This is a genomic window from Sorangium sp. So ce887 (assembly GCF_051521455.1).
Lineage (GTDB): Bacteria > Myxococcota_A > Polyangia > Polyangiales > Polyangiaceae > Sorangium.
The window spans coordinates 9,799,847-9,825,331 of the sequence record NZ_CP150354.1 but is presented as its reverse complement, the minus strand read 5'-3'; the positions used below and the strand labels follow the sequence as shown (position 1 = coordinate 9,825,331).

Genomic DNA, 25,485 nt, shown 5'->3' with positions numbered 1-25,485 from the left:
GGCCCGCCCCCGCGATGCACCGGCAGGCCAGAGAGGCGAGCTCAGGGTGTTGCCGGAGCGTGGAACGCTAGCCGAGCTTCCGGCGGCTGAGTAGGCCGAATTCGATGGCCCGCGGGAGGGACCATGGACGGAGGCGCAGGAATCGTGCTTCGGATGGAGGGATTGCGGCGCTTTTCATGGGCCTTTTCACGGGGAGGTCCCCGGCCATCCTTGTTTGTAATTGCTATTTCTTTCCGCGATTGCTCCCCTCGCCGCGGCGGAGGCAAGCAATGACATCCGGGTGGGTGAAATGGGTGGGGCGGTGGTGTGCGAGCTGCGTTCTCTTGCTCATGGTGGTGAGCGCGCCGCTCCAGGCGTGGGCTCAGGCGTTGACGTTGCGCCGGATGGGCGAGCCCCTTCGCGCGCAGCTCACCTCAGCTCGCGGCGGCGGTGATCTCGCGGCGGCGCTCGCCGGAGACGCAGCAGCGCTCGCGAGCGCAGGTGGCGCTACGGGCGCACCGGAGGGGCTCGCCGTGGTGCCGCTCGCCGCCCTGCCGGCGGACGTCCGCGTGACCGGCGCCGGCCGGGGAGCGGACGCATGGCGCCTGTTCGACGGTCGCGCCGACACGGGGCTTCACAGCGACACGGGCGAGGTGGTCCGGGTCCGGGTCACGTTGGCTCATCCCACGGCGCTCGAGGCGATGGCGCTGTACGGGCGCAGCGAGGGCACGCTCACCGTGCATGTGGAAGACGGCGCCGGGATCCATGGGGTACCCGGGCTCGTCGACGTGCCTTTGCGCGACACGGGCGAGCGCTGGACACGCTTTCCCCTGGCCGTCACGGCGCAGCACGTCGTGCTCGAGTGGCACCCTTCGGGCGAGCGCGGGCCGCAGGAGATCGTGCTCTGGACCGCCGCCGCCCCCACGCGCGGCCTGGCGGAGGTGGAGCTCGCCGACCGCGTGCTCGCGGGGAAGCTCGCCGGCGCCTACCAGTTCCCGGCGATGTCCGAGCGGGCGGCGGTGACGCGCACGGGAGGGGAGCGGTCGCTGTCGTTTCACGTGGACACCGATCCACGGGCGCTCGCGCGCGCGTTCCTGGTCTATGAGCTCGAGGGGCGCGGGCACTGGTCGAGCGTGAGCCGGCAGCTGAACGGCGCAGCGCCGCGCGGCGGCTTCCGGGCGGAAGCGCCCTCCGACGGCGGATTGCAGGTCGAGGAGATCGCGCCCGCGTGGCTGAAGCGCGGCGACAACGTCGTGCGATTCCGCCCTCAGGCGGATCACGAGCGCGGGTACACCGTGCGCGCGCTCCGGGTGGTCGGGATCCCGCACGCCGGCGTGTTCGAGGCGCGCGCCGCCGCGCGATCGGCCGGCGGCGAGCGCGCGCGGCGCGATGGGCCGCTGAGCATCGATTTCGGCGCGCGGGTGGCGCCGCACGCGCTCCTTTTCCAGCTGGCCGGCGCGGGCGCCGGCGAGATCGAGATAGCGCCCGGCGCGGGGGCGAAGGGGTTGCGCTTCGACCTGAAGGACCTCTCGCCGGGCTGGCACCGGCTCGACCTGCCGGCTCAAGCGACCTGGCCCGAGACCGCCTCGGTGCAGGTCCGACCGGCGAAAGGGAGCCGCGCCGAGGTGTCGGACGTCGCCGTGGCGGCGAGCCCCATCCCGTCCCGCTCGCGGCGGATCGCGCTGAGCGCACCGCTGCACGGCGAGTGCGTCGATGGGAGAGCGTACGTGCGCGGGTTCCTCGATCTCCCCGGCGAGGGCGCGCCGCGAGCGCGGCTCTTCGCCGATGCAATGCCCGTGGAGCTGGGAGACGACGGCAGCTTCGAGCTCACCCTGTCGGAGCCTGAAGGCGCTCGTCTTCGGACGTGGAGGGCGCGCCTCGAGGCGCGGCTCGAGGACGGCACGCGGCTCGGTCGAGAGGTGGAGCTCGGCCCGTGCGTGGAAGGCGCCGCGGCGAGCGCGGCGCCGGGCGGGCTCGTCGTGGACGAGGGCGCCCCGTATGGCGCGGTGGTGAGCCCTGACGAGGGCGCCGTGCTCTCGTTCGCGGGCGCCACGCTCGAGATCCCGGCGGGAGCGCTGGAGCAGGCGACGCGCCTCACGATCCGGCCGCTGACGCCCGTCCAGGTGCAGCCGATGGGGCGCGCGATGCGCAACGTGACGCCGGAGGGGCGCGCGTTCCGCTTCGGTCCGCACGGCCTCAGGTTCAGGAAGCCGGTGAAGCTGACGCTCCCCATCGACGGCGAGCGCCTCCCGGACGGTGCCGGCGCAAAGGAGGTCTTCGGCTTCTATTTCGACGAGTCGGCGACGCAATGGACGAAGCTCGGGCGCGCCGGCGAGGGCGGCGCCCGCGAGCTCACGAGCCTGACGGACCACTTCACCGACTTCGTCAATGCGACGGTCGCCATGCCGGACCAGCCGGGGGCGCAGTCGTTCGATCCCAACGCCATGAAGGGGATCGAGCTCGCGAGCCCCTCGGCCGGCGTGTCGTTCATCGAGCCGCCGGAGGCGACAAGCAGGGGCACCGCGCAGATCGCGTACCCGATCGAGGTGCCGCCGGGCCGGAACGGCATGGAGCCGGGGCTCGCCGTCACGTACGAGAGCGAGCTGGGGAACGGCTGGCTCGGCGTGGGGTGGGATCTGCGCGTCTCCGCGATCGAGATCGACACGCGCTTCGGCGTCCCGCGCTACACGGGCGACGAGCTCTATGCGCTCGACGGGCAGATGCTCCGGGCCATCCCCGATCAGCCGGGCCGCTATGAACGGCGCGTCGAGGGGGCGTTCGATCGCATCGAGCGCCTCGGGGCCGACGCCTGGAGCTATCACTGGGTGGTCACGGACAAGAACGGCACCCGGTACACCTATGGTGAGAGCGCGGGCGCGCGCCTCTCGGACCCGTCGGGCGACGCCGGCGTCTTCCGCTGGAGCCTCGAGCGGGTGGAAGACACCTTCGGCAACCGGATGCTCGTCTCGTACTTCGAGGACGCGCCCGAGGGCGCGGGCTGGGTGCAGCTCTATCCGCAGCGGATCGACTACACGGAGCACGAGAGCGGCTTCCCTGGAGCGCACTACCACGTGCACTTCCTCCTGGACGACGGCGCGCAGCGGAGAGACGTCCTCAGCTCGGCGCGCGCGGGCTTCGAGGTGCGAACGACGCGGAGGCTCGAGCGCATCGACGTGACCCTGGGCGAGGCGCCCGGCGCCGAGGAGATCATCCGGAGCTACAACTTCGCCTACGACGAGCCCGACGCGCGGCACTACTCCAAGTCGCTCCTCAGGAGCATCGCTCTCCACGGGAACGGCGACGCCGGGCAGCTCTACGAGCACACGTTCGAGTACTTCGGCCTGGAGCAGCAAGACGGCAGGCTTCAGGTCTTCGCGTCGCCGACCGAGTGGAGCCGTCCGGCGGAGGGGCGCGACGGCCTCGGGGCGACGAGCTCGATCGAAGGGGGGCTCAGCGCGTTCGTCGGCGCGGGGCCGCCGATCTGCGATCCGCATGGCGGGCTGGGCGTCGGCGTCTCGTTCGGCGCGGACGAGGAGCAGGTCGCCTTCACCGACATCAACGGCGACGGGCTCCCGGATTTCTTGGGAAGCAACGGAGTCTGGCTGAACGCGCTGCCGGATCGGTCGAGCCCGAACGCGTTCTCGCCGGAGAGCGTCGGCAGCACGCACCAGATCACGGCCAGCCTTCAGGGGGCGATCCACTTCTTCCAGGAGCTCGGGGGCGCCGGGATCAACCGTGCCTGGAGCACGGCCACCGCGCAGAGCATGCTGCTCGACATCAACGGTGATGGCTTCCCGGAGCTGCTCGACGGGAGCGGGGCGACGTTGAACCCGAACAACGCGCGGCTCGGGTCGGGCGCAAGGGGCGCCGGCTTCACCGTCGACGAGGATTTCAGCGACGGCGAGCAGGTCGCGGAGCTCGGCAAGGCGTTCTACCGGACCAGCGCGCTGGTGAAATGGTCGCCGCCGATCGACGGCATCGTCGTCATCGAGGGCGGCGTGTCGCTGGCCGGGGGCGGCGCGGGAGACGGGGTGACGGCGTCGATCACGAAGGCGGTCGCCAGTCTGCTGCCGGGCGACCTGGGGAACAGCTATTCACGGCTGCTCTGGCAACGGGACATCGGGCCGAGCGAGGCTGCGTGTGTTCCCGAGGGCGAGGGGGGATGCGGGAGCGGCATCCGCGTCCGCGTCCGTCGGCTGGATGCGCTCTATTTCCGGGTGGACCCGAAGGAGGACATCGAGGGGGACAGCACGCGCTGGAGCCCGCGCATCCGCTACGCGGAGACCTGCGCGTCGAAGATCTGCGAGCCGATACACCCGCGCGAGATGAGGCGCGTCGACGCGCTCGGGCGTCCGCTGTACATCTACGACTTCGCGGACGACTTCTCGGTGCTCGACCGGAGCGTGCCGGGCTGGGCCGCAGGGGTGGACGGACAGGTCACCGTGCAGGCGAGCTTCGTCCGGACCGACGCGGACGATGCGTTCGATGTGTGGCTCGTGCGCCAGGACGTTGATTCGGGGGAGCGGGCCGAGCTGCACCGGACGACGGTCTCGGGAGCGCAGCTCAGCACCGAGATCTCCTGGCCGGTCGCGGTGCTCCAGGGAGATCTCCTGTTCCTGTACGCCGAGCTCAGCGAGAACAGGGTCGACCCGCTGCGTGTGCAGTACCAGGGGTTCGCCCGGTACACCGAGGTGTGCGGCCATGACGCGGAGCCGGGGAGGTGCCGCGAGGTCGAGGCGTGCGCGGAGAGGCCCGGCGCGCCCTCTGGCAGGCGGGTTTGCGGGCTCGAGGCGTTGCCGGGAGATGGCGGGCCCATCTCGGTGCCCGAGGCGTCGATCGTCATGCCCGTACAGCTCAGCGACAGCGGGCTCGGCGGCGCGCCGCGGGACATGGTCGGCGGGTTCCGCGGCTTCAGCTACGGGGAGTGGACAACGGAGTACCCGTTCGACGCGAACCTGCTCGACGAGCGGCCCGAGGAGAACGAGCCGCCTTACTTCACGCGCGTCGAGCCGCACTGGGAGGGCTACCACGCGGGCTGGTCGCCGGAGGACGCCGGCTTCCCGCTGGTGGGCAGCGTCAGCGGCCCTGTGTTCCGCGGCTCGGGCGCGGACATGTACATCACGGCCGGGGAGCTGAAGCCGTCGCGCGTCGGCGGGGTCAGGCCGGAGGATGTGGCCAACGTCCCGGGGCTGCGGAAGAGCCACAACGGCTCGGCGTCGGCGGATGTCGCGCTGATCGGGTCGTTCCAGGTGACGACCGGGACGACCGAGTCGAAGCTGGAGCTGATCGACGTCAACGGCGACGGGCGTCCGGATGTGGTCACGCGGGGCGGCGTGCGCCTCCAGACGTGCGATGGCGGCCGTTGCGACGGGCAGCAGCCGGGCGAGTATGGCGACCTGGCGCTCGAAGGGCCGGGGGATTTCCGGGTCATCGAGAGCATGAGCGCGCGCTTCGGGTTCGGCTTCGGGTCGGCGGCGTCGGCGGTGGCGGAGAAGCTCGAGGCGAGCGGCACGACGGCGGCGGTGCTCAGCGTGCTGCCGTCGCTCGGCAAGAGCTGGGGCACGTCGCAGACGACGCGCGATCTGCTCGACGTGAACGGCGACGGGCTCCCGGACAAGGTGAGGAGCGCGGGCGGCGTGCTCCATGTACGGCTGAACCTGGGCTATCGCTTCGGGGACGAGCGCGCCTGGGCGGCGCTCGATCCGAGCGACGATCCGTTCGAGCCGCTGCCGGAGGTCGACGGGGACCCGCTGACGGCGATGAGCCGGCTCTGGTCGGCGGAGCAGCTCTCGTCGATGCGGGTGCAGGACAACACGACGAACAGTCTTCAGGTGGGGTATGCGGGGATCGGCGGCGGCATCGCGCACACGGTGAGCCGGACGCTGGCCGACTTCGTGGATCTGAACGGCGATGGGCTGCCCGACCGGGTGAGCAAGCAGCCCGGACAGGACTATTACCGGGTAAGGCTGAACCTCGGGGACGGCTTCGGACCGGAGGAGAAGTGGAGCGCACCGGCGGTGAGCGGCGGGCTGCCGTGGGGCGTTCAACTGGAGAAGGACTTCACGAAGGAGATCAACGGCAGCAACGATGCGCTGTCGTTCTCGGAGACGACGGCGTTCAACGCGGGCTATGGCGTGCCGATCAAGATCACGACGCCGTACGTGTGCCTCGTTCTGGAGATCGCGGCGCAGCTCGGATTGAACGACGGTCGGAGCGAGCTGGGGTGGAACGACCTGGACGGCGACGGGACGGTCGATCACGTGCTGAAGCTGAGCGATGGGATGCTGCGCGAGAGCGACACCGCGCTGCGAGCGCGGCTGAACCTGACGGGCAAGACGAACCGGCTCCGGCGCGTGGTCCGGCCGCTTGGCGGCAGCTTCCAGCTGGACTATGCCCGCGAGGGCAACAGGGTGGCGTATGCGAGCAGCCCGGACGAGCTGAGCGTGGACATGCCCGGCAGCAAGTGGGTGCTGTCGCAGGTCGAGGTCGACGACGGCATGGGCACGCCGGCGTATGTCCACACGTTCGATTACCACCAGAGCGGGTTCTATGACCGCGCTGAGCGCGAGGATTACGGCTTCGCGCAGGTGACGGCGACGCGGGAGGACGGCTCGCAGCTCGTCACGCGGTACCACAACCAGGACTATTACCGCCGCGGGCTCGCGGCGGAGGTGATCGAGCAGGACGCCGAGGGGCGGCTGTTCAGCCGGCAGCAGGTGGCGTATCGCGCGCCCGGGGGGGAGCCGGCGCTGACGGGCTCGTTCTTCCCCGAGGAAGAGCTGCGGACGACGTCGTGGTACGAGGGGAAGACCACGGACCCGAGCGCGCCTGGCAAGCAGACGAGCGAGGAGCGCGACTGGGATGATCGCGGGAATTTGATCCGGCTGACGGAGCACGGCGAGCCGGGCACGCTCGACGATGACGTCACGACCACGATCCACCACGTGACGTATGACGGGCCGCACATCGTGCGGGCGGACAGCGTCGAGGCGCGCGACAGCGCGGGCACGCTGCTGCGCAAGCGCACCGCGGGGTACGATGAGGTGACCGGGGCGGTGGCGTGGATCACGAGCACGGTGATCGGCGGCAAGGAGCCGGCGACGGGGGCGCCGTACACGGGCGACGCATCGACGAACCCGAGCTGGCATTTTCTGCACGACGCGTACGGGAACCTGGAGCATGCGATCGACCCGCGGGGCGTCCTGCTCATCTACAGGTACGACGACGTCATGGAGACGCACCTGTCCGCGGTGGAGGATGCGTTCGGGCACATCTCGGAGACGTCGACGGATTACCGTTATGGCGCGGTGAGCGCGGTCCGGGATGTCAATGGCCACGAGGTGCACTATGGCTTTGACGGGTTCGGCCGGCTGACCGAGGTGTTCGGGCCGAACGACGCGCCCATGGCGGCGGAGGTGACGATCGCGTTCGAGTACGCGCTCCAGCCGGGGGCGAGCCCCGCTGTGCCGGCGTGGGCGCGCACGCGGCACAAGGACGTGCAGCACCCGGGGGATCCGATCGACACGGTGACGTTCATCGATGGGCTCGACCGGGTGATCCAGACGAAGAAGGACCTGGAGAAGGATCAGGGGCCGGGGGCGGATCCGATCGTGGGGATGACCGTGAGCGGTCGTGTGGTGCTCGACGAGCGGGGGCGGGTCGCGCTGCAGGGGCAGCCGGTGTTCGACACGGGCGAGGCGACGGTGTTCGTGGACGTGCCGCTGAAGCACCCGACGGTGTTCGAGCACGACGTGCTCTCGCGCGTGGTGGAGCAGCGGGAGCCGGACGACGAGGCGGAGGCCGGCGAGGCGGTGACGACGACGAGCTACGCCATCGAGGCGCTCGATGGGGTGGCGAGGTTCGTGGCGACGGAGATCGACCCGGAAGGGAAGGTGCGGAAGGCGTACCAGGACGTGGACAACGCGATCGTGGCGGTCGAGGAGCGCAATCGGCTGCACGGGTCGGAGACGTGGACGACGCTGGCGACGCGGTACGGGTACAACGCCGCCGGCGAGCTCGTCCGGGTGACCGACGCGCTGGGGAACGTGACGACGGCGGAGTACGACACGGTGGGGCGGATGGTGGCGCTGGCCAGCCCGGACATGGGTCGTACGGAGTGGCGTTACGATGCGTCGGGCAATGTCCGGACGCGGCAGACGGCGAAGCTGGCGGCGGAAGGCGCGAGCAAGCTGATCCGGTTCGAGTACGAGGACAACCGGCTCAGCGGGGTGGACTACCCCGATTCGACGGACGTGACATATGTGTACGGCGCGCCGGGCGAGGCGGGGGACGAGCACGGCAACCGGGCCGGGCGGCTGAAGGAGGAGCGGAGCGAGGCGGGAAAGAGGACGTTTGCGTACGACCGGCTCGGGAACGTGGCGCGGCTGACGACCGAGTTCCCCCGGCTCCGCGAGCCGCACCGGGGGCCGTACGAGGCGACGATGGAGTACGGGTTCGACTCGTTCGGGCGCCTGCTGTCGATGAAGTTCCCCGGCTCCGGCGCGGAGGTGGTGACGTACGGTTATGATCGAGGCGGCCTGGTCCGGTCGGCGGTCGGGACGAACACGCAGATCAATCCGCAGCACCCGGATGAGCCGGTGACGACGCAGTACCTGCTGCACATCGGGTACGACGAGCTCGAGCAGCGGGTGCGCGTGGTGCACGGCAACGGGATCACGACGTCGTACAGGTATTACGAGAAGTCGAGGCGGCTGGAGCAGGTCAACGCCGACCACCGCGACCGGTACCTCGTGGAGCGCGGCCGACCGGCGAGGCCGTTCCAGCGGATGCGGTATGTGTACGACGCGGCGGGCAACCTGGAGCAGGTGCGGAACGAGGCGCCGTACGAGCAGGAGATGCCGGGGTCGGTGCGGGTCGGGCCGACGACACAGGAGTACGGGTACGACGATCTGTACCAGCTTGTGTCGGCGAAAGGGACGTTCCAGGACGCGAGAGGCTGGCAGTACCGGTACGGGCTGTCGCTGGACTACGACGAGATTGGGAACATCCTGGTCAAGGATCAGGTCAGCTATCGCTACGTGCCGGATGGCGTGGCGGGTACGAGCGCGGACCTGTGCGAAGGGGACTGGTGCGAGAACAACCCGATCCGGGAGCAGACGTACCGGTCAGAGTACCGGTACACGGGCCCGCAGCCGCACGCGCCCAGGCACATCGACGAGCACCTCGTGGCGGAGTCGGCCCCATGGCCGCGGGTGATCAGCTACGACGCGAGCGGCAACCAGACCGGGTGGGTATACCGGAGCGGGGCGACGCGCACGACGGAGTGGAACGAGGAGAACCGCGTCAGCCGGGTGAGGCAGAACGGGCAGGAGCAGTCGCGCATGCTCTACGACGGGGACGGGGCGCGGCGGGTGCACCTGCACCACGTGAGCGGCGAGGAGGAGACAGCCTACCACGATCAGCACCTGACGCTGCGGGACGGGCGGTTCATCACCAAGCACATCTATGCGGGGCAGACGCGGATCGCGAGCAAGATGGATCCGGACTGGTTCCGGGACCCGCCGACGCTCTACTACCATCCGGATCACCTGGGGAGCACGAGCTTCGCGTCGAACAACGAGCAGACGCTGACGCAGCGGGACGAGTACTTCCCGACCGGGGAGCTGTGGATCGACGCGTCGGACTCGCGGTACGAGCTGCGGCGGGCGTACGTGTTCACCGGCAAGGAGCTCGACCAGGCGACGGGGCTGTACTACTTCGGGGCGCGGTACTACGACGCGCGGATCAATGTATGGCTGAGCCCGGATCCGGTGCTCGCCCAGTACATGGCAGGGCGCATCAACGGCGGCGTGTTTCGGCCGGCAAACCTCGGCCTCTACACGTACGCCTGGAATAATCCGGCCGGCATCGTGGATCCGGACGGTCGAGCGCCCGGCGATCCGTGGTGGAAACGTGCCGGATTGCAGGCCCTGGGCGTCGCATATGGCACCGTTCAGGCAATAACTCCCGGCGGCTTCGTGGCGGATATCGCGGGACAGCCGTCCCAGGATCCGGATTTTCTGGCCGGGAAAGCTGCGGGGAACATCGTTACTGGGGCCGTTCAGATGGGCCAAGGGGTCATCCTCGGCGGTGGGGGAGGAGCGGTGGCGGTGGGCACCGGCGGTGCCGCTCTCCTCACGGGCGTGCCCGAAGCCGCCGTCGTCGCAGGCGGCGTCCTGGTGACGCAGGGAGCCGGCAACATCATGGCCGGCGTGGACGCGTGGAGCGCGGCCATGTCCGGATCTGGGTCCGGGTCGGGTGGTCCGGGCGCCGTACCCGCTCCGGCGAGCTCTGCGCCCTCGGCGGCGCCATCTTCGGGGGCCGCAAGGGGCGGAGGTAAGAATGCACCTAATGCCGCTGCGCAGGACAAGATGCTCAGCAAAGGAGAGATAAAAACACTCCAGAAGGCGGGGTTCGACCCGCATGATCTGAAACCTAAGATCAGTGGATCGAAGTTCGATCTCTACAAAACACCCGAAGGTGATATCGTCGTTAAGCCAAAGGGTGGCTCCGGGTCTGGCGATCCTACGGGGATCAATATCAATGACCTCTAGACGGGCTCGAACAACATGAAAAAGACGTGTGTAAGTTTGCGATTGATGAGTGACCAAATGTCGCCCGAGCAGATCGGTGAAGAGTTGGGGGCGCCAGCGGACAATAGTTGGCACAAGGGCGCTCGTCGCAAGGAAACGGGTCTGATTGAAAAAGAGAATGGTTATGAATTTCAAGCGCTCCTCGATACGGACGCGCCTCTCGAAGAGCAAATAGATATTCTTCTTCGTCGCCTGGATCCTATCATCGAAAAGATTCGGGCGCTGCGATGTGATCATGTGCAGCTCACGTGCGCTGTGTACGCTTCGGAGGTGCCTTCGATTTGGTTTCCGCCTTCGGTGATTGAAAGGCTTGGCCGAATGGGAGCGTCCATTGACGTCGATCTTTATATCGCAGAAGGGAACTGGGCAGAGTAAGAGTAGACGCGTCGTTTTACATGCGGTCTCGTCGCACCGAATGCTGCAAAGGGGAGTGGGCACGGACCTGCCTAACGCGGCTGACGGAACCACCATGGGCGGCTCCGCCGCCCTCGACATCGCCGGCACCGCGGCGACCGAAGGCGCGGGAGTTCCGGTCCTCGTCGTGTTGAACGGCCAAGTGGTGGCCGTCGGGTCCGCTATTGTGGCTAGAGGCACGATGGCCGTCGCGCGGCAGGTCCCTTCCCGGATGTCCTCCAGTTGGCTACCTCCTTCGGGGCGCTGCATGTGAACGATGGATTCGCCTTCGGGCGGAGCGCGAGGACTACGGGGTCGCACAGGTGACGGCGACGCGGGAGGACGGCTCGCAGCTGGTCACGCGGTACCACAACCAGGACTATTACCGTCGCGGGCTCGCGGCGGAGGTGATCGAGCAGGACGCCGAGGGGCGGCTGTTCAGCCGGCAGCAGGTGGCGTATCGCGCGCCCGGGGGGGAGCCGGCGCTGACGGGCTCGTTCTTCCCCGAGGAAGAGCTGCGGACGACGTCGTGGTACGAGGGGAAGACCACGGACCCGAGCGCGCCTGGCAAGCAGACGAGCGAGGAGCGCGACTGGGATGATCGCGGGAATTTGATCCGGCTGACGGAGCACGGCGAGCCGGGCACGCTCGACGATGACGTCACGACCACGATCCACCACGTGACGTATGACGGGCCGCACATCGTGCGGGCGGACAGCGTCGAGGCGCGCGACAGCGCGGGCACGCTGCTGCGCAAGCGCACCGCGGGGTACGATGAGGTGACCGGGGCGGTGGCGTGGATCACGAGCACGGTGATCGGCGGCAAGGAGCCGGCGACGGGGGCGCCGTACACGGGCGACGCATCGACGAACCCGAGCTGGCATTTTCTGCACGACGCGTACGGGAACCTGGAGCATGCGATCGACCCGCGGGGCGTCCTGCTCATCTACAGGTACGACGACGTCATGGAGACGCACCTGTCCGCGGTGGAGGATGCGTTCGGGCACATCTCGGAGACGTCGACGGATTACCGTTATGGCGCGGTGAGCGCGGTCCGGGATGTCAATGGCCACGAGGTGCACTATGGCTTTGACGGGTTCGGCCGGCTGACCGAGGTGTTCGGGCCGAACGACGCGCCCATGGCGGCGGAGGTGACGATCGCGTTCGAGTACGCGCTCCAGCCGGGGGCGAGCCCCGCTGTGCCGGCGTGGGCGCGCACGCGGCACAAGGACGTGCAGCACCCGGGGGATCCGATCGACACGGTGACGTTCATCGATGGGCTCGACCGGGTGATCCAGACGAAGAAGGACCTGGAGAAGGATCAGGGGCCGGGGGCGGATCCGATCGTGGGGATGACCGTGAGCGGTCGTGTGGTGCTCGACGAGCGGGGGCGGGTCGCGCTGCAGGGGCAGCCGGTGTTCGACACGGGCGAGGCGACGGTGTTCGTGGACGTGCCGCTGAAGCACCCGACGGTGTTCGAGCACGACGTGCTCTCGCGCGTGGTGGAGCAGCGGGAGCCGGACGACGAGGCGGAGGCCGGCGAGGCGGTGACGACGACGAGCTACGCCATCGAGGCGCTCGATGGGGTGGCGAGGTTCGTGGCGACGGAGATCGACCCGGAAGGGAAGGTGCGGAAGGCGTACCAGGACGTGGACAACGCGATCGTGGCGGTCGAGGAGCGCAATCGGCTGCACGGGTCGGAGACGTGGACGACGCTGGCGACGCGGTACGGGTACAACGCCGCCGGCGAGCTCGTCCGGGTGACCGACGCGCTGGGGAACGTGACGACGGCGGAGTACGACACGGTGGGGCGGTCGTTCGGGCGCCTGCTGTCGATGAAGTTCCCCGGCTCCGGCGCGGAGGTGGTGACGTACGGGTATGATCGAGGCGGCCTGGTCCGGTCGGCGGTCGGGACGAACACGCAGATCAATCCGCAGCACCCGGATGAGCCTGTGACGACGCAGTACCTGCTGCACATCGGGTACGACGAGCTCGAGCAGCGGGTGCGCGTGGTGCAAGGCAACGGGATCGCGACGTCGTACAGGTATTACGAGAAGTCGAGGCGGCTGGAGCAGGTCAACGCCGACCACCGCGACCGGTTCCTCGTGGAGCGCGGCCGCCCGGCGAGGCCGTTCCAGCGGATGCGGTATGTGTATGACGCGGCGGGCAACCTGGAGCAGGTGAGGAACGAGGCGCCGTACGAGCAGGAGATGCCGGGGTCGGTGCGGGTCGGGCCGACGACACAGGAGTACGGGTACGACGATCTGTACCAGCTTGTGTCGGCGAAAGGGACGTACCAGGACGCGAGAGGCTGGCAGTACCGGTACGGGCTGTCGCTGGACTACGACGAGATTGGGAACATCCTGGTCAAGGATCAGGCCAGCTATCGCTACGTGCCGGATGGCGTGGCGGGTACGAGCGCGGACCTGTGCGAAGGGGACTGGTGCGAGAACAACCCGATCCGGGAGCAGACGTACCGGTCAGAGTACCGGTACACGGGCCCGCAGCCGCATGCGCCGAGGCACATCGACGAGCACCTCGTGGCGGAGTCGGATCCATGGCCGCGGGTGATCAGCTACGACGCGAGCGGCAACCAGACCGGGTGGGTATACCGGAGCGGGGCGACGCGCACGACGGAGTGGAACGAGGAGAACCGCGTCAGCCGGGTGAGGCAGAACGGGCAGGAGCAGTCGCGCATGCTCTACGACGGGGACGGTGCGCGGCGGGTGCACCTGCATTACGTGAGCGGCGAGGAGGAGACGGCCTACCACGACCAGCACCTGACGCTGCGGGACGGGCGATTCATCACCAAGCACATCTATGCGGGGCAGACGCGGATCGCGAGCAAGATGGATCCGGACTGGTTCCGGGACCCGCCGACGCTCTACTACCATCCGGATCACCTGGGGAGCACGAGCTTCGCGTCGAACAACGAGCAGACGCTGACGCAGCGGGACGAGTACTTCCCGACCGGGGAGCTGTGGATCGACGCGTCGGACTCGCGGTACGAGCTGCGGCGGGCGTACGTGTTCACCGGGAAGGAGCTCGACCAGGCGACGGGGCTGTACTACTTCGGGGCGCGGTACTACGACGCGCGGATCAATGTATGGCTGAGCCCGGATCCGATCCTGGACGAGTACATGGCGGGCGGGCCCGGTGCGGGCGTGTTCAACCCGGGGAATCTGGGGCTGTACAGCTATACGCTGAACAATCCGGTGAACCTCGTCGACCCGGATGGGCGGCAAGTGGTTGGTGGACACCGGAACTTCCCGCCCGGCGGGGGGCACATAGTCCCAGCGAATCCATGAAAGAGAGCAACGATAGACGCTGCGCGGTTCTTGTCGCGGTGCAGCAGGCGCTTCTGGGGGAGGTGACGGCGAATCTCCGTGCTGTTGCAGTCACCTATGATAACAAAAGCATCCGGCTTGAGGCATACTTCGATGGAGAGATCAGCGATGAGGACGAGGAAGCGATGTCTCTCGTCGAAACGGAGCTCATCGCAGCGTTCCCCGAGGATCACGCCACCGATGTCAGCCTCATGAGAAGGCCAGCGCCAGAACCTATTCCCAAAAACCGTATTTGGGCTTTCCATCGAAAGGAGCCACTGTTGGATTGAACGCTCTCGGACCACTCCCGCTAGCCCGCTCCCACGACGCTGAAGTCGTTCCGGCGAGGTCGTCGTGCCCATTGTGGAACGTACTGAGCTCCGAGTCGGCCGCTGCCTCCGTATCTCCCGGCTCGACCAGAATCCATGCCTTCAGATGGACGAGACCCACGCCTCCGTCGAGCGCCCGGGCTAGACCCTCGTGGACACGGGGTCTACGGCTCCGGGGAGACGAAGCCGCCCCAGCCAGCGCAGGCGGGGCAGGCGGTCGCGAAGCAGCCGACATCATCTTCAGAGGCTGCCAAGGGGGGACCGACTGGGCCCCTGCCCGAGCTAGCAATGGCGACCTGAAATTGCACGACTTTCGGACCCCCGTCGCCGTCGGCTCAGGCGGCGGCGGCTACCAGACACAGGTCCTTGTGTCGATGGATGCAAAAGGACAGATCCATGGTTCACCCTGGGGTCGGGTGCACGAGGGCCCCTTGCCACAGTGAAGCTATGACAGAGCCAAGCCAGCTATCCCAAGTCATTCTGATGAAGTACAAATCCCTGGAGAATCCGGATTTTCACTGGGTGATCAAGGAGTACGAGCGAAAGCCATATCGAGAGCTCGAGCAATGTCTGATGAGTCGCTTCTCGGTCGAGGACATTACGGATTTAAGCGGCGATGTTAGCTGCGTGCTCGCGATATCTCCTGAGGGATCGGGGGTTCAGTGGACTCTGAAGATCTCTCTTGTCGGTTCCTATGCCGTCCTCCTCCGTGAAACCGGCGCAAGGGGCTGGGATGTTTACGTTCAATGCGAATCGGATGCCAGGTCGGAGGGCGAACATTGGATCCTAAAAGTATGCAGGCAGCATGCGATCGAAGTGCTTCGTCTCGATGTGCTGAAAACGCCGATCGGGCTGCGTCTCTTCGACACAGATCCTGAGAGAGTGAGACTTTACCAGGCGCTCTTTTCAGATAATGACTATTTGCCGGGAGAGTACGATGCTGAGCATCGCACTTGAACGGCTGACACGGGGGAGCTGTGGATCGACGCGTCGGACTCGCGGTACGAGCTGCGGCGGGCGTACGTGTTCACCGGCAAGGAGCTCGACCAGGCGACGGGGCTGTATTACTTCGGGGCGCGGTACTACGACGCGCGGATCAATGTATGGCTGAGCCCGGATCCGATCCTGGACGAGTACATGGCGGGCGGGCCCGGTGCGTGCGTGTTCAACCCGGGGAATCTGGGGCTGTACAGCTATACGCTGAACAATCCGGTGAACCTCGTCGACCCGGATGGGCGGCAGACGCAGGGCGGGCATCGGAACTTTCCGCCCGGCGGGGCGGGGATGGGGGGCTGCCGGAGCCCGAGCTGCTGGACGGGGCCGGAGGGGGCGCGCTTCCATCGGCTGATCCAGACGCAGCGCATGGCGGAGCAGCAGGCGCAGGGCAAGGCGCCCGTCAGCCCGGCGGCGGCGCCGCCTCGGACGGTGCGCATGGGCGGCGTGAACCAGCAGCCGGTGCTGGCACCGCGGCCTGCTGGGCAGCAGCAAGCGGCGCCGCAGCCGGCGCAGCCGGCCGAAAGAGCAGTTGAGCGGTAAGCGCCCGGCCAAGGGCATCGTGACCGTCCGCGCGGCGCCGGTTACCTGTTCCCCTCGCGACGAAGGAGGAAGCACGAGCTTCTGCCCGACGCGTGGACGCGAGCGTCGCTCCCGGGGCTCCGGCCGCTGGCGACGCCGATGCGCCCTGAAACGACGCGCCGCGGAGATGCCGCGGCGAGGCGGTCGCGGGAGCGGCGGCATTCAGCGCGCAGATCGCGCAGATCCACGCGCAGTGGGTGGAGCAGCGGGCCGAGGTCCACCGCCGGTTCCTGGGAATGCGGCAACTCGCGCTGGACGTGCTGGTCTGCGCATCATCGCGGACGGCGGCCGGACCATCGAGCTGGACCTGCCGTCCGGAGTCGTTATCGTCCCGGGCGGAGGCGGGGAAGGGCGATCCTGAGATCCCAGTCGTACACGTCGATGCCCTCGGCTCCCTTCAGGAACCGGACGGCCCGGTACGTCGCAGGGGTCATCAGTGCCTCCACGAGACACTTGAACAGGTAGTTGGTCAGGACCAGGGAGACGAAGAGATCCCAGCCGAAGACGCCGACCGCGCTCGCGACGACGACGAAGGCGACCGTATCAACGAGCTGCCCCACCAGGGTGCTCCCGATGGTCCGCATCCAGAGGGCCTTGCCCCCGGTGAGCACCTTCAGGCGCGCCAGCACGAGGGAGTTGGAGAGCCCGCCCATCAGGAATCCGGCAAGGCTCGCCGCGACGATGCCCCCGGAGCTCATGCCGCCGAGGATGGCGTTGTAGGCGGCCTGTCCCGCAACTCCTTCCCAGGAGGAGTCGCCGGGGAGCGCCTTCAGGACGAAGAACACGAGGGAACTGGCCGCCAGGGCGACGAAACCGGTCCAAATGACCCTCCGAGAGGTCCGGAAACCGTAGACCTCGGTGAGGATATCGCCGAATATGTAGCTTACGGGAAAGAGCAGCGTACCGCCGTCGAAGGCCATCGGGATTCCGAAGAGGGAAAAGCCCAGGTCCACGATTTTCGCGGAGGAGGCGACGTTGCTGACGACGAGGACGCAGACGAAGGCGGCGGTGACTAGATCCAGGAAGCGAAAGGCGCGGGGAGAGTCCATGTTCGGAGGGGCTAGGCATCATGGAAGCGTGTCGGCCGCAAGGTCGATCCTGCTGGTTCCCGCACCTGCCGACCGTGGCCGCGCAACCGGACACGTCGGAGGAGCTCCGCCGTCGCCAGGCGAGGGTGGCACCGTCCTCGCGCGCCTCCAGGCGCTTCGCCCCGCTGCGCGGGCGCCTTCGGCGGCCTGGACCCGCGCTGCGCGCGGTGCCTGATCAGCACGTCGCGCAAGTAGGCCCAGGGCTCGATGCCGTGCAGCGCACAGGAGGCGATGAGGGACACGATGGTAGCGTTCCACTCGGCACCGTCCTTGCTGCCCACAAAGAGCCAATTTTTCCTCTTATGTGGAGCTCCACATAAGAGGAAGAACTACCTATTCGCGGGCTCCGACAAGGGCGCTCAGCGCAGCCGGAGCTCGGGCCGTGGGCGGGGCAGCTGCGGTCGCTGGCGCAGGCGTTCCAGGTCAAGCCGCTGCGGGAGTGGCTGTCGCGGGAGCGCGAGGCGTTCGGAGCTTCATGAGCGGCGCGCTGGAGGGCCGCGCCGAAAGGCTCTACGCCGCCTTCAGCGCCGCCGTGCAGTGCCCGCAGCGCACCGCCTTGAGGGGGATGCTCATCGCGCACTCGGGGCAATCCTTCGTCGTCACCGCCTCCTCTTGCTTCCTGTGGAGCTTCCCCATGAGCTGGATCAGCAGGAACACGCAGAAGGCGACGATGAAGAAGCTCACCAGGTTGTTGATGACCTGGCCATACTGGAGGAGGACCGCGCCGGCCTTCACCATCTCTTCGGCGCTCGCGTACGTACCGGGCGCGCCCGGCGCCTTCAGGACGATGTAGTGCTGGCTGAAGTCGATGCCGCCCGTCAGCAGGCCTATCGGCGGCATGATCAGGTTATCGACGAGCGACTTGATGATGTTGCCGAACGCGGCGCCGATCACGACGCCGACCGCCATGTCGATGACATTGCCACGAATCGCAAACTTCTTGAAATCCTCCCAAAACATCGCTCTCTCCCGCCGCCGAGGGCCCCTGCTCGGGCAGCCACCCTGGCTCGCTCATTGCCTTATTGGAACCTTGGCGCTTTTGACATCCGCCCTGCCCACGCTGTCTACGCGGGCGAGGCCGTCAACACAAGCGGTGCCACCAGGCTCGTCCGTAAACTCACCTCGGCTCGCCGGTCGCCGCCGCCCCCGGCCGCCCCCCGAGCCGGCCTCAGCCCCCGCTGGAACCTCGGCCGCGCCCCACCCCCTGCAAAACCGCCACACCCGTGACCGCATGCGCCGCCGCGGGCCGATTTCTCACACGACGGTTCCCCGATCCCGGGCGGCCTCTCTAGGATGCGCGCCGGAGGAACCCCCGAGCATGGATCCCGATGCCGAGATCGCCCTGCGCTACCGCGCGAAAGCCGAGCTGCGGAAGCGCGCCCGGGCCGTCCGCAACTCCATCCCCCGCGACGCCCTCCTCGAGCGGTCGCGCCGCATCCAGCGCGCCCTCGCGGAGCTGCCGGCCGTCGCCGCGGCCCGGCGCGTCGCGCTCTTCTACCCGATCGAGGACCGCAACGAGGTCGACCTCCGCGAGCTCGACCCGCTCCTGCGGGCCCGCGGCGTCCAGGTGGCGTACCCCGCCATCGACCCCGAGTCGCGCGTCATGACCTTCCGCTTCGTCGCCGATCCCGAGGCCATGCAGGAGCGCGGCCTCGGCTTCCGCGAGCCCGACCCCGCCGACGAGGAGGCCGCGGCGCTCGACGTCATCGTCGTCCCCGCCCTCCAGATCGACCCGCGCGGGCACCGGATCGGCTACGGCGCCGGCTACTACGACAGCACGCTCCCGCGCTTCTGCCCCCCGGCGCACGCCGTCGGCGTCGCGTTCGACTTCCAGCTCGTCGCCGAGGTGCCCGCGACCGAGGGCGACGTCGCGCTCGGGACCCTCGTCACCGACGCCCGCGTGCTCACCGCCGAACCCGCCTAGGATGCCGCAGGAACAGGTGGAAGAGGCGAGCGGAAGCGGCAGGGCCGTCCTCATCGCCGCCATCGCGTCCGGCACGATGATCGCCCAGCAGGTCGCCGGCCGGGCCACCCGCGACGCCCTCTTCCTCGCCACCTTCGGCGCCGCCGACGTCCCCAAGGTCATGGCCGCCGGCGCGGTGCTCTCGTTCGCCGCCGTCCTCCTGCTCTCGCGCGCCCTCCTCCAGCTCTCCCCGGCGCGCGTCGTCCCCGCCACCTGCGCCGCGAGCTCCGTCCTCCTCGTCCTGGAGTGGGCCCTCGCCCTGCGCGCGCCCGGCGCGGCCGCCCTCGTCTTCTACCTGCACATCGCCGTCTTCGGCGCGACCCTCATCTCCGCCTTCTGGTCGCTCGTCAACGAGCGCTTCGACCCCCACACGGCGCGCCACTCCATGGGGCGCATCGCGGGCGGCGGGACGCTCGGCGGCGTGATCGGCGGCCTGTTCGCCTGGCGCGCCAGCCACCTCATGGACGCCCCGACCATGCTCCTCGCCCTCGCCGGAGTGAGCGCGCTCACCGCCTGGGCGACCTACCTCCTCGGCGCGAGCCTCCCGGACGGGGGCGCGGCCGGCGCCGCGGGCGAGGGGCCGCGCGCCGACGCCTCGGGGCTCCGCGCGCTGCGCGAGAGCAGCCACCTGCGCGACCTCGCCCTGCTCGTCGCGCTCGGCGCCGTGAGCGGCGCGCTGTTCGACGTGGCCCTCAGCGCCGAGGCCGCCGCCGCGATGCGCGACCGCAACGAGCTGCTCTCGTTCTTCGCCCTCTTCCACCTCTCGGTGAGCCTGCTCTCGTTCCTGGCGCAGTCGCTCGCCGCCACCTTCTCGCTCGACCGGCTCGGGCTCGCCGCCACCATCGGCATCCTCCCGGCCGCCGTCCTCACGAGCTCCCTCTCCGTCGTCGTCGCGCCGCGGCTCTGGTCGGCCGCCATCGTCCGCGCCACCGAGGCGGTGCTCCGGAACTCGCTGTTCCGGTCGGGCTACGAGCTGCTCTACACGCCCCTGCCGCCGGACCAGAAGCGGTCGATCAAGACGCTCATCGACGTCGGCTTCGACCGCATCGGCACCGCGGCGGGCAGCGGCGTCGCGATGGTCCTGCTCGTGGTCGCGCCGGGGGGTGGGTCGCTGCCGCTCCTCATCGGCCTCGGCACGGCGGCCGTGGGCGTCACGCTGCTCTTCACGCCGCGGCTGCACCGGGGCTACGTGGCCGCGCTCGAGAGCAGCCTGCGCTCCGGCGCCGTCTCGCTCGACCCGGCCAGCGTCGTCGACGCGACCACCCGCCGCACCCTGAGCGGCACCGTCGACGCGCTCAGCCGCGACAGGGTGCTCGCCGAGCTCGCCGCGCTCCGGAAGGGGGCGGCGGCGCGGTCCGTCGGCGGGCGCGCCCCCGGGGACGGCGAGCGCACGTCGTACGCCGGCCCGCCGCTCTCCGCCCGCGGGCCGCTCTCCGGCCGCGCGCCCGGGGACGGCGCGTCTCCGGCGGGCGATCGCAAGGTCGCCGAAGGGCCGCTCTCGGCGCGCGCCGCGTCGGCCGCGATCGCGTCCGATCCGGTGCTCGCGGTGATCGCCGACCTCCGCTCGGGCGACCCCGAGCGCATCCGCCGGGGGCTCGTCCGGGAGCCGGACCCAGCGCTCGTCCCGCACCTCCTCCCGCTCCTCGAGCGCGAGGGGCTCATCTCGGAGGCGGTCCGCGCGCTCCGCGCCGTCGCCCCCCGCGCGACCGGCCAGCTCCTCGACGCGCTGCTCGATCCGGCCGGGAGCGTCGCCGTCCGGCGCCGCATCCCGCGGGTGCTCCAGGCCTGCCCCACCCAGCGCGCCGCCGACGGGCTGATGCTCGGCCTCGCCGACGAGCGCTTCGAGGTGCGCTACCAGTGCGGCGTGGCGCTCGCGCGCCTGCTCCAGCATCGCGCGCCGATCCACCTGCGCCGCGAGGACGTGATCGCGGCGGCGACGCGGGAGATCGAGATCGACCGCCGGGTGTGGGACGCCCAGCCCGCGAACGCATCCGCGCCGGGCGAGGCGCCCCTGGCCGAGCGCCTGCTCGTCGAGCGGACGAGCCGCAGCCTGGAGCATGTCTTCCGGGTGCTCTCGCTCTGCCTGGAGCGCGAGCCCCTGGAGATCGCCTACCGGGCGCTCCACGCCGACGACGGGCGCCTCCGCGGGACCGCGCTCGAGTACCTGGAGAACGTGCTGCCGCCTCCCATCCGCGAGAGCCTCTGGCCGTACCTGGGCGCCCGCCCGACGGCCCCTGCCGAGCCGCCCGCCGCCGAGCCCCGCGTGCTGCGCCTGCCCGAGCAGGCCCTCGACGAGCTTCGCCGCTCTGCCGCCAGCATCCCGCGGGCGTCGATCTCCGTCGCGCGCCGGCGCAGGGAGCCGCGCACGTAGCGCGGGGCGCCCCCGCTCCGGGGCGGCTGTCCCGGCGCCGCGCGGGGGCCGCTATCGAGCGCCGGGCGGCGCGAACGGCCCGTCGATCCGGCGAGCGACAAAAAGAAAAAGCGTCGCCGGGGCCCGGGGGGGGGATAGGCCACACCAGCAACGCTGCCCTCTGACTTAGCAGCTCACGTGCCACCGCGAGAAGATCAAAATTCCCCGCAAGTTCGCATAGATGTCCCGGGCAAATCCCCCGGGTGTTGCACTCCTGCGATTTCACCCTTGCAGGCGCGCATTGCGTCGGGGGCGGCCTCTCTAATGGAGTGGCTCGCGGCGCCGGGCTCTGTCGTCGAGGTGCTCGGCGATCGTGAGCCGATCGGCGTCGCTCATGACCACGAAGCGGACGGCGAGCAGGTTGTCGCGGTCCCAGACCGGGCGGGCGCGCAGCCGGATGGGGCGCCCGGCCCCGATGTCGAGCTCGAACGGGGTGAGGGCCGGCAGCGCCCGGCCCGCGAGCGCGGGCGCGCGCTCGACGATCATGCCCGTGGGGGAGAGATCGATCGCGCGGCACCGGTGCCTGTGGCCGTCGACGAGCGCCGAGACGGGGAAGTCGACCTGCGCACGCGCGCCCTGCCTACGATCCATGGGGGTCCTCCTTGGGGTCCTCGTGGGGGCGCCAAGCCTAGGCCGCGGGGCTCGTCCGGGCCAAACATCGGGCGGGCGGGCCCCGCAGGCCGCTCGCAGCGCGGGTGCGCGATCCCGGCGCGGGTGCGATATGCTGGCGCGGCGAAAGGAAGGCCGGCGATGCCCACGTGCCGCGAGTGCAACAGCGAGGTCGACGAGCTCAAGACGATCAAGGTCGGAACCAAGAAGAAGAAGGTCTGTGAGGACTGCGCCGATCGCGCGGCCCAGGAGGGCGCGATCGCCGAGGAGAGCGAGGCGGTGGTGCAGCAGATGATGGGCTTCAAGGGCAGGCGCTGAGCGCGCCGCCCGGCGCCGCTCGGTGCGCCGGATCCCATGGATCCCGGAGGAAGCCGGGAATCCACGAAAGAGGGCGAAGCCTCGTCCCGAGTCGATTCGTCCTTCCCCATATTCCTTCCTGAGCGGCTCCTCGTTCCCCGGGGCCGCGGCGCCGCCGCGACAAGCTGCCGAATCGGACATGAGAGCGGCTCAGTCGCACGAGCGGCGGCGAGCGCGTGGGCGAGCGCTCGTCGCCGCGGAAGAGCGCCTCGCGCCCGTGGTACCGCGGCGCGCGCTCGACGTTCCGCGGCAGCGGCTCGAAGCATGAATGGTGCTGCTCCCCGCGCACACGCAGCGAGATCGCCGAGACCGACCCGCTCCGCACAGCGCGGGTTCCTGTCCCTGAACGCAGCGTCTCTCCGGGAAGAAACTCGCCTCGACGGGGCGTGGACGCCGCCTCGGAGCCCGAGAGCGCGGGGGCAAGGTAGGTGAAGGTCAGTGAATGGCGTGGAGATCCCGGTTGTATTGGGCGTTGCCCCACATTTCAGCGGGATTTCGCCCTTGATGAAGCGGGCGGGCGACCACTTCGTTATACATTCCTCACATCAGCGGACGAACTGCGCATTGCAGTTTTGCATCGAATTTTGCAACCTTGATGTGAAAAACGGCTCAAGTGTGCGACCAAATTGCTCGTTGGTTTGGTTTTCGGCAGTATTTCGTCTTGACCCTTCGCGGCAATCCGGGAATAAGTGATCTTACGAGAGCGCCGGTATCCGCCCCTCTGGTGCTGAATGGTCTGCACCGATGGTTCGCGGCGCGAAGGCGGACAGTGGGAGGCTAGCTTACTGCCCCCTGTGGCCTTCGCCCGTTACGGTCCTGTTCACCACAGGGGTTCGACGACGCCGGGGGAGAAAAAGCCATGCATTCGATTTCTCAGGGCTTTGGGTCGCGGTCGTTTGCTGCCGGTAAGTTCATCGCCTCGCTGCTGGCGATGTCGATCGTCGGCTTCGGCTGCGCGCCGCTCGACGAGGACGTGACCGCGGAGGAGCTGGACGCGGAGGAGCAGGCCGCCGGCACGACGTATCAAGTCGGCCCGACGCGGACCTACAAGACCCTCGGCGACGTCGCGGGCCGGCTGAAGCCGGGCGACGTGGTGGAGGTCGACGGCAACGCGACGTACTCGGGCAACATCAGGATCACGGAGTGGGGCACGCCCACCGCGAAGATCACCATCCGCGGCAAGCGCGTCTCCGGGAAGCGCCCCGTCCTCAAGGGCGGCACCAACACCATCGAGCTCAATGCGAACCACGTCGTGCTCGAGGGGTTCGACGTGACCGGTGGCACATCTAGGTGCATCTTCCACCATGGTCACGATGTCACCATTCGTGACACCGTGGTCCACGATTGCCCCGCGCACGGCATCCTCGGCGCCGACGGCGACTCGGGCTCGCTGACCTTGGAGTACGTGGAGGTCTACAAGTGCGGGCAGGGGACGCAGAAGCACTCGATCTACATGGCCACGGACGAGACGGCTTATCCGGGCGCCGTGTTCCGGATGCAGCACAGCTATGTCCACGACGCAAACGGCGGCAATGCGGTGAAGTCCCGCGCGGAGCGGAACGAGATCTACCATAACTGGATCGAGGGCGGGCTCTACAAGGACCTCGAGCTCATCGGCCCTGACGGGCAGGATCCGGACCTCGCGCGGGAGGACTCCGACGTTGTCGGCAACGTCTTCCGCAAGACGCACACGCAGTACGTGGTGCGCGTCGGCGGCGACGGCACGGGCGACACGAACGGGCGGTACCGGTTCGTGAACAACACCTTCCTGCTGATGGCCGGGTCGAGCGCGGCGATCCACCTGTTCGATGGCATCGAGAGCATCGAGCTGCACAACAATATCTTCCACCGCGTCGGGGGCGGGAGCGTCCAGGTCTTCCGCGACGACGCGAGCTGGAAGACCGGCAGCCCGCTCATCAAGGGCGTCAACAACGCCGTGTCCACGGGCACGACCGTGCCGTCCGGCTTCACGGGGACGCGGATCGTGAGCGATCCGGGCTTCACGAGCATCGCCAACCGCGACGTGTCGCTGCTGGCGTCGAGCCCGCTCCGCAACGCCGGCGTGAGCCAGACGTCGGGGATCTCGGGGCGCGCGTTCCCGTCGCCGCTGGCGCTGCCGCTCTTCCACCCGCCGAAGGGGGCGATCGCGGCCTTCGGCGGCGCACTGCGGCGGACCTCGGTGGGCGCGATCGACATCGGCGCCTTCGAGCACGGCTCGGGGACGACGACGACGACGCCGACGCAGCCGACGCAGCCGACGGAGCCGACGCCGACGCCGACGGAGCCGACGACACCAACGCCGGCGCCGTCGTGCCCGAGCGTGGACGCCGGCGAGTGGGTGAATACGCCGCTGACGACGCAGTGGGGCACCTTCACGGCGACCTGGGACGTGACGCCGAGCGCGTCGAAGATCGACGGCGTGGTCGGGCTGTCGAGCGGCGCGGCGGACGCGTGGACCGAGCTCGCGGCGAGCGTGATCTTCGACGAGCAGGGCAACGTCCGGGTGCGGAACGGCTCGCGCTACCAGGCGACGAGGGTGTTCCCGTACTCGGCCGGGACGACGTACACGGTCCGGATGGTGGTCGAGACGGGGTCGAGGCGGTACTCGGTGTTCATCCGGCCGCGGAACGGCACCGAGGTGCAGCTCGCGAACGGGTACGCGTTCAGGACCGAGCAGGCGCAGATCCGGTCGCTCAACAACTGGGCGATGACCCAGACCGTGGGGGCGGCGTCGCTGTCGGCTTGCAACTTCTCGATGAAGTGATCGCCTGGAGGAGGGGCGGCCGGTGAATGAGCGGCGGCTCCTCCGCTGAGAGGCAGTCCAGGAACGCCCGGCCCGAGGAGACCGTGTTCTTCGCGCGGCG

The 25,485-nt window shown here is 69.1% G+C and carries 14 protein-coding genes and 1 pseudogene; 10 read left to right on the top strand and 5 right to left on the bottom strand.

Annotated elements, in window-relative coordinates; genetic code table 11:
• The first annotated feature begins 329 nt into the window (after positions 1–329).
• The 6 genes from WMF36_RS36810 (at position 330) to WMF36_RS36785 (ending at position 16,155) form a co-directional block, all read left to right on the top strand.
• Complete coding sequence (locus WMF36_RS36810) at positions 330–10,532, top strand: SpvB/TcaC N-terminal domain-containing protein (RefSeq protein ID WP_437582003.1); 10,203 nt, start codon at positions 330–332, stop codon at positions 10,530–10,532.
• 15 nt (positions 10,533–10,547) lie between these two features.
• Entirely contained in the window at positions 10,548–10,946 is a 399-nt protein-coding gene (locus tag WMF36_RS36805) for a DUF4279 domain-containing protein (RefSeq protein WP_437575487.1), read from the top strand.
• 341 nt (positions 10,947–11,287) lie between these two features.
• Positions 11,288–14,272, top strand: a complete 2,985-nt coding sequence (locus WMF36_RS36800) for an RHS repeat domain-containing protein (protein ID WP_437575486.1) — start codon at positions 11,288–11,290, stop codon at positions 14,270–14,272.
• On the top strand, positions 14,269–14,580 hold the full coding sequence (locus WMF36_RS36795) for a hypothetical protein (RefSeq protein WP_437575485.1): 312 nt from the start codon (positions 14,269–14,271) through the stop codon (positions 14,578–14,580). The genes WMF36_RS36800 and WMF36_RS36795 overlap by 4 nt, the downstream gene beginning before the upstream one ends.
• 522 nt (positions 14,581–15,102) lie before the next feature.
• On the top strand, positions 15,103–15,576 hold the full coding sequence (locus WMF36_RS36790; RefSeq protein ID WP_437575484.1) for a hypothetical protein: 474 nt from the start codon (positions 15,103–15,105) through the stop codon (positions 15,574–15,576).
• Positions 15,577–15,594: 18 nt separating this feature from the next.
• Positions 15,595–16,155, top strand: coding sequence for an RHS repeat-associated core domain-containing protein (locus WMF36_RS36785; RefSeq protein WP_437582002.1), 561 nt, complete (start codon positions 15,595–15,597; stop codon positions 16,153–16,155).
• Positions 16,156–16,517: 362 nt separating this feature from the next.
• Here WMF36_RS36785 and WMF36_RS36780 read toward each other — a convergent pair whose 3' ends face one another.
• The 3 genes from WMF36_RS36780 to mscL all read right to left on the bottom strand — a co-directional run bounded on the left by WMF36_RS36780 (position 16,518) and on the right by mscL (position 18,242).
• A complete protein-coding gene (locus WMF36_RS36780; protein ID WP_437575483.1) occupies positions 16,518–17,243 on the bottom strand; it encodes a queuosine precursor transporter in 726 nt (241 codons plus the stop codon).
• Between the two features lie 11 nt (positions 17,244–17,254).
• The gene (locus tag WMF36_RS36775) at positions 17,255–17,524 is read right to left on the bottom strand and encodes a transposase domain-containing protein (protein WP_437582001.1); all 270 of its coding nucleotides are present in this window, start codon (positions 17,522–17,524) and stop codon (positions 17,255–17,257) included.
• 268 nt (positions 17,525–17,792) lie between these two features.
• Entirely contained in the window at positions 17,793–18,242 is a 450-nt protein-coding gene (gene mscL / locus WMF36_RS36770; RefSeq protein ID WP_437575482.1) for a large conductance mechanosensitive channel protein MscL, read from the bottom strand.
• Between the two features lie 358 nt (positions 18,243–18,600).
• On the opposite strand from mscL, the gene WMF36_RS36765 reads away from it, so the two are divergent.
• Complete coding sequence (locus tag WMF36_RS36765) at positions 18,601–19,206, top strand: 5-formyltetrahydrofolate cyclo-ligase (protein ID WP_437575481.1); 606 nt, start codon at positions 18,601–18,603, stop codon at positions 19,204–19,206.
• A gap of 1 nt (position 19,207) precedes the next feature.
• The gene (locus tag WMF36_RS36760; protein WP_437575480.1) at positions 19,208–21,616 is read left to right on the top strand and encodes a hypothetical protein; all 2,409 of its coding nucleotides are present in this window, start codon (positions 19,208–19,210) and stop codon (positions 21,614–21,616) included.
• Positions 21,617–21,916: 300 nt separating this feature from the next.
• Here WMF36_RS36760 and WMF36_RS36755 read toward each other — a convergent pair whose 3' ends face one another.
• Positions 21,917–22,246, bottom strand: coding sequence for a PilZ domain-containing protein (locus WMF36_RS36755; RefSeq protein WP_437480723.1), 330 nt, complete (start codon positions 22,244–22,246; stop codon positions 21,917–21,919).
• A gap of 159 nt (positions 22,247–22,405) precedes the next feature.
• Here WMF36_RS36755 and WMF36_RS36750 point away from each other — a divergent pair, with 159 nt between their 5' ends.
• A complete protein-coding gene (locus WMF36_RS36750) occupies positions 22,406–22,582 on the top strand; it encodes a hypothetical protein (protein ID WP_437495098.1) in 177 nt (58 codons plus the stop codon).
• 154 nt (positions 22,583–22,736) lie between these two features.
• On the opposite strand, the pseudogene WMF36_RS36745 reads toward WMF36_RS36750, so the two are convergent.
• Positions 22,737–22,832 (bottom strand): annotated as a pseudogene (locus tag WMF36_RS36745) (protein adenylyltransferase SelO family protein); the annotation flags it as partial.
• A gap of 648 nt (positions 22,833–23,480) precedes the next feature.
• Between WMF36_RS36745 and WMF36_RS36740 the strand changes: the two are divergent.
• The gene (locus WMF36_RS36740) at positions 23,481–25,385 is read left to right on the top strand and encodes a hypothetical protein (RefSeq protein ID WP_437575479.1); all 1,905 of its coding nucleotides are present in this window, start codon (positions 23,481–23,483) and stop codon (positions 25,383–25,385) included.
• The last annotated feature ends 100 nt before the right edge of the window (positions 25,386–25,485 follow it).

Excerpts from the sequence above, each read along its gene's own strand:
- WMF36_RS36740 (WP_437575479.1), top strand. The coding sequence starts at position 23,481 with ATGCATTCGATTTCTCAGGGCTTTGGGTCGCGGTCGTTTGCTGCCGGT.
- WMF36_RS36780 (WP_437575483.1), bottom strand. The coding sequence starts at position 17,243 with ATGGACTCTCCCCGCGCCTTTCGCTTCCTGGATCTAGTCACCGCCGCC.
- WMF36_RS36755 (WP_437480723.1), bottom strand. The coding sequence starts at position 22,246 with ATGGATCGTAGGCAGGGCGCGCGTGCGCAGGTCGACTTCCCCGTCTCG.
- WMF36_RS36750 (WP_437495098.1), top strand. The coding sequence starts at position 22,406 with ATGCCCACGTGCCGCGAGTGCAACAGCGAGGTCGACGAGCTCAAGACG.
- WMF36_RS36810 (WP_437582003.1), top strand. The coding sequence starts at position 330 with ATGGTGGTGAGCGCGCCGCTCCAGGCGTGGGCTCAGGCGTTGACGTTG.
- WMF36_RS36765 (WP_437575481.1), top strand. The coding sequence starts at position 18,601 with ATGGATCCCGATGCCGAGATCGCCCTGCGCTACCGCGCGAAAGCCGAG.
- mscL (WP_437575482.1), bottom strand. The coding sequence starts at position 18,242 with ATGTTTTGGGAGGATTTCAAGAAGTTTGCGATTCGTGGCAATGTCATC.
- WMF36_RS36760 (WP_437575480.1), top strand. The coding sequence starts at position 19,208 with ATGCCGCAGGAACAGGTGGAAGAGGCGAGCGGAAGCGGCAGGGCCGTC.
- WMF36_RS36795 (WP_437575485.1), top strand. The coding sequence starts at position 14,269 with ATGAAAGAGAGCAACGATAGACGCTGCGCGGTTCTTGTCGCGGTGCAG.
- WMF36_RS36790 (WP_437575484.1), top strand. The coding sequence starts at position 15,103 with ATGAAGTACAAATCCCTGGAGAATCCGGATTTTCACTGGGTGATCAAG.
- WMF36_RS36805 (WP_437575487.1), top strand. The coding sequence starts at position 10,548 with ATGAAAAAGACGTGTGTAAGTTTGCGATTGATGAGTGACCAAATGTCG.